This window comes from Limnohabitans sp., assembly GCF_038134685.1.
Classification (GTDB): domain Bacteria; phylum Pseudomonadota; class Gammaproteobacteria; order Burkholderiales; family Burkholderiaceae_C; genus Limnohabitans_A.
In genome coordinates this window covers 81,124-84,815 of sequence record NZ_JAYPVP010000011.1, presented here as the reverse complement: position 1 = coordinate 84,815, position 3,692 = coordinate 81,124, and the positions used below count along the sequence as shown (strand labels likewise).

Genomic DNA, 3,692 nt, shown 5'->3' with positions numbered 1-3,692 from the left:
TTAAAAGTCCGCTGCTCTACCAACTGAGCTAACGTCCCACTCGTTTCAGCGTTGCTGCTGAGCCTTGAATTATAGCGTCATTTTGATGACTTGCCGCCGCCAGCCAACAAATTCATGACTTCCGTTGCAGCGCACATGCCAAAGGTAGCTGTGACCCCCACCAAGGAGCCATAGCCGTGGCAGTTGAGGGTGCCATCGCCTTGCAGTGCACAAGACGGGTCAGGGCCTGCGACTGCCTCGCGACTGAAGACGCAGCGTACATGCATGCGCTTGCCATCACGCGGCGCACCGTGGTGTTTACGTAAACGGTAACGTAACTGCGCCAGCAAGGGGTCATGCGTGACGCTCGACAAATCATCTACATCCACCTTGTGTGCCAAGCGTTTGCCTCCGGCTGCACCGACACACACAAAAGGCACTTTTTCGCGCAAGGCCCACAGCGTCATGGCTAGCTTGGCTTTGAGCTGGTCGCAGGCGTCGATCAGGGCATCTGGCTTTGTCGGCAACAAGGAGGGCCAGTTTTCGGGGCTGACAAAATCGTCCACCACATCCACCTGACACCCGGGATGAATTTGCGCAATGCGCGCGCGCATGGCTTCAATCTTGGCTTGCCCCAGGGTGGAGGTCAGCGCGTGAATTTGCCGGTTGATGTTGGACTCGGCAATGTGGTCCATGTCGATCAATGTCAGGCGTGCCACACCACTGCGAGCCAGGGCTTCTGCGGCCCAGGAGCCCACACCGCCAATACCGACCACCACGACATGCGCCTGGCGCAATCGCTGAGCGACTTCCACACCATACAGGCGTTGCAGACCACCAAAGCGGCGATCTTCATCGCCCAAAAGTTGGCTCACTGTCGCATCTCCCACTGCAAGGTGAGATAAGCGCCTGCTGCTATCGCAAGCATGGCCAAAATACTCATCAAACTCAAAGTAGACAGGCCAGACAAGCCTTGTCCGATGGTGCAGCCCATGGCCGTAACGGCACCAAAACCCATCAAGCAGCCACCGAGCATATGGCGCACCAGATCGGAGGTCTGACGAAAACCCTCCCATCGGAAACTGCCTTGCAAAAGCGCGCTGAGCCAGGCTCCGAGCAAAACGCCCGGCACCATCATCATGCCCACCGTCATGCGCTTGCTTCCATCACTCCAGTACTGCAAGGCGTCCAGCCAATAGCCCACTGGAGCCGTAAAACTCATGGACTCCATACGAGCACTGGAGGTCCCCAGGAATACCGATTCCAGCGTGTCGGGGTGTTCGGGCACCCAACCCCAAACGCCTGTCAACCACCACATGCTGGCCACCAGCAAACCCAAGACACTGGCAGGTCCTATACCCTCGTTCCAGAAACGCTCGGATGGACGCCAGGCCCACAGCCACAAGATCAATGCCAGCAGGGCTGCCGTCCAGGCTGATGTAAGCCACAAATCAGTGCCCAGCCACATAGACACCCAATCACCTACAAATCCGCGCCCAGCCCAGTCCCACTGCCAGACATCAAGCCCTTGAACCCGAAACACGGCCAAAGCTCCACGCATGGTGGCCAGCGCCGTCACCCCCATGCACAACAAGACCACAAGAGACTTGAGGTTGCCCGCAGCCAGACGCACCAGCGATTTGCTGGCGCAGCCCGATGCTAGAACCATACCCACCCCGAAGCAAAAGCCCCCGACCAAGGCAGACATCCACATGAGGCCAGACGTGTTGTAGATGGTGTTGGCCACATCGATCCAGCCCTGCCCTTGCATCAGCCCCACCGAGAGCATGGACACTGCCAGCGCAGCCGCCCATTGGCGCAATCGACGGGTATCGCCGGTTACCACCAGGTCACTGATGGCACCCATGGTGCAAAACTGACTGCGATGAACCAAGGCACCAAAGCCCACAGCCAAGAAAAATGCCATGACAAGCATGGCATCCAGGCGGGAGGAAAGGTCCATCGCATCCATCACTTGAGCTTGGCCTGTCGTTCCTTGGCCACGTTGGCTGCTTCGGTGTTGGGATACGCTGCTATCAGATCCTGCAGGGTTTTGCGCGCGCCCTTCACATCCTTGAGCTCGAGCTGAACATTCGAAACAGCCAACATGGCCTCAGGAGCACGAGTGTGGTTGGGGGATGCCGCCAGCATTTGACGGAAGTGCGTCAAAGCGCTCTTGTAGTCTTTGTTGGCATATTCGGCATTGCCCAGCCAAAACAGCACAGACGGACCGTAGCCGGACTGCGGATAGCGCTGCAGGAAGTTGGCCAGAGCGACTTGCGCCTGGTCAAACTTTCCACTGCGGAAAACCACCATGGCGGCATCAAAATCTTTTTTCTCGGCTGGATCGGCAAGGAATTCAACGCCATCCACGCTCACCCGAGCTGGCTCGAATTTGCGTAACCGCTCATCCAGGCCGGTCTGCACATCGCGCTGGCGTTGCTGCATCTCTGAGACATCACGCACCAGCTGCTCATTGCGGCCACGCGATTGAGCCAGTTCCTGACGCATCATCTCCAGCTGGCTTTGGAGGTCCAGCAGACTGTTGCGCAACTGGCTGTCGCTTTTTTCCACCGCATCCAGGCGCTGGCGCAAATCCAGAATGGCCCGACGAGCTTCATCATCCTCAAACAAACCCGCATGGGCATTCGATATCACACCGCACAGCAGCAGTGCGGCCAAAGCAGGCACTCGGATGGACAAAGCTCGCACAGGTCAACTCCCTTTTTGGATCAGTACTTGAATTCGACGCGACGGTTTTTGGACATGCCCTCTTCCGTGCCGGAGCTGTCAGCCAGGCGCTCTTTGCCATAGCTGACCGCTTCCATCTGGTTGTCGGACACACCCAACAGGCTCAGGGCGCGTCGCACAGCTTCAGCACGCTTTTGGCCCAGAGCCAGGTTGTATTCACGACCACCACGCTCGTCGGTATGACCTTGCAGCATGACCTTGCGCTGCGCATTGGCCTGCAGGAACTTGGCGTGCGCTTCAATCACGGGGCGCGCTTCTGCCTTGACCACAAAGCTGTCGAAATCAAAGTAAACCACATGAGCGGTGTTGACAGGCCCCATACCTGCGCGTGCGGCATTGGCATCAACGGTGTTGACACCGTTTTGACCATCACCCAAGGCATTGCTTTGTGAGGTGGCTGCCTTGTCTTCCACAGGCACGTCATCGAGCTTGACGCCCGAAGCACAACCTGCAAGCAAGGACACCAACAAGGCACTGGCCAACCATTTTTTCATGTTCAAACTCCTGAGATTCAAAAAGTGTGTGTTCTTCATTTACGCATCGGACCCCAAGCGGGTTCGCGAATATCGCCATTTTGCCCCGCCAAACGCGCCTTGATGCGCCCATCCAATGTGGACGTGACCAAAGATTCACGTCCTTGCACAATCGTGGCGTAAATCAGCATCTTGCTGTTGGGCGCAAAGCTGGGACGCTCATCGGCTGTCGTGTCACTGATCGGGCTTACCAGGCCAGTGGTCAGATCCATCACATGAACCTTGAATTGACCTGCGTTGCGGGAAACATAAGCCATCCAGCGGCCATCCGGGCTGATGGATGGTGAGATATTGTAATTGCCGGTAAAGGTTACGCGCTCTGCAGGACCACCCGATGCAGGCATGCGGTAAATCTGTGGCGAACCACCGCGATCACTCACAAAGAAAATCTGACTGCCGTCGGGGGTGTACACCGGCTCGGTATCGATC

Annotated in this window: 4 protein-coding genes and 1 pseudogene; all 5 read right to left on the bottom strand. The window is 57.2% G+C overall.

The window, feature by feature from the left end; translation table 11 throughout:
- Nucleotides 1–77: 77 nt before the first annotated feature.
- Entirely contained in the window at nt 78–854 is a 777-nt protein-coding gene (locus tag AAFM15_RS06740; protein ID WP_341685938.1) for a tRNA threonylcarbamoyladenosine dehydratase, read from the bottom strand.
- Nucleotides 851–1,906 carry a YeeE/YedE family protein gene (locus AAFM15_RS06735; protein ID WP_341685937.1) on the bottom strand — a complete coding sequence of 352 codons (1,056 nt, stop codon included), beginning with the start codon at nt 1,904–1,906 and terminating at the stop codon, nt 851–853. The genes AAFM15_RS06740 and AAFM15_RS06735 overlap by 4 nt, the downstream gene beginning before the upstream one ends.
- 44 nt (nt 1,907–1,950) lie before the next feature.
- Complete coding sequence (ybgF, locus tag AAFM15_RS06730; RefSeq protein ID WP_371833091.1) at nt 1,951–2,682, bottom strand: tol-pal system protein YbgF; 732 nt, start codon at nt 2,680–2,682, stop codon at nt 1,951–1,953.
- 29 nt (nt 2,683–2,711) lie between these two features.
- Nucleotides 2,712–3,224 (bottom strand): peptidoglycan-associated lipoprotein Pal, encoded by a 513-nt coding sequence (gene pal / locus AAFM15_RS06725; protein ID WP_341685935.1) that lies wholly within the window; start codon nt 3,222–3,224, stop codon nt 2,712–2,714.
- Between the two features lie 35 nt (nt 3,225–3,259).
- Nucleotides 3,260–3,692: pseudogene (locus tag AAFM15_RS06720) on the bottom strand (Tol-Pal system protein TolB); the annotation flags it as partial.

Bases quoted from the DNA above. Each gene is read 5' to 3' on its own strand.
- AAFM15_RS06735 (WP_341685937.1), bottom strand. From the start codon at position 1,906: ATGGCATTTTTCTTGGCTGTGGGCTTTGGTGCCTTGGTTCATCGCAGT.
- pal (WP_341685935.1), bottom strand. From the start codon at position 3,224: ATGAAAAAATGGTTGGCCAGTGCCTTGTTGGTGTCCTTGCTTGCAGGT.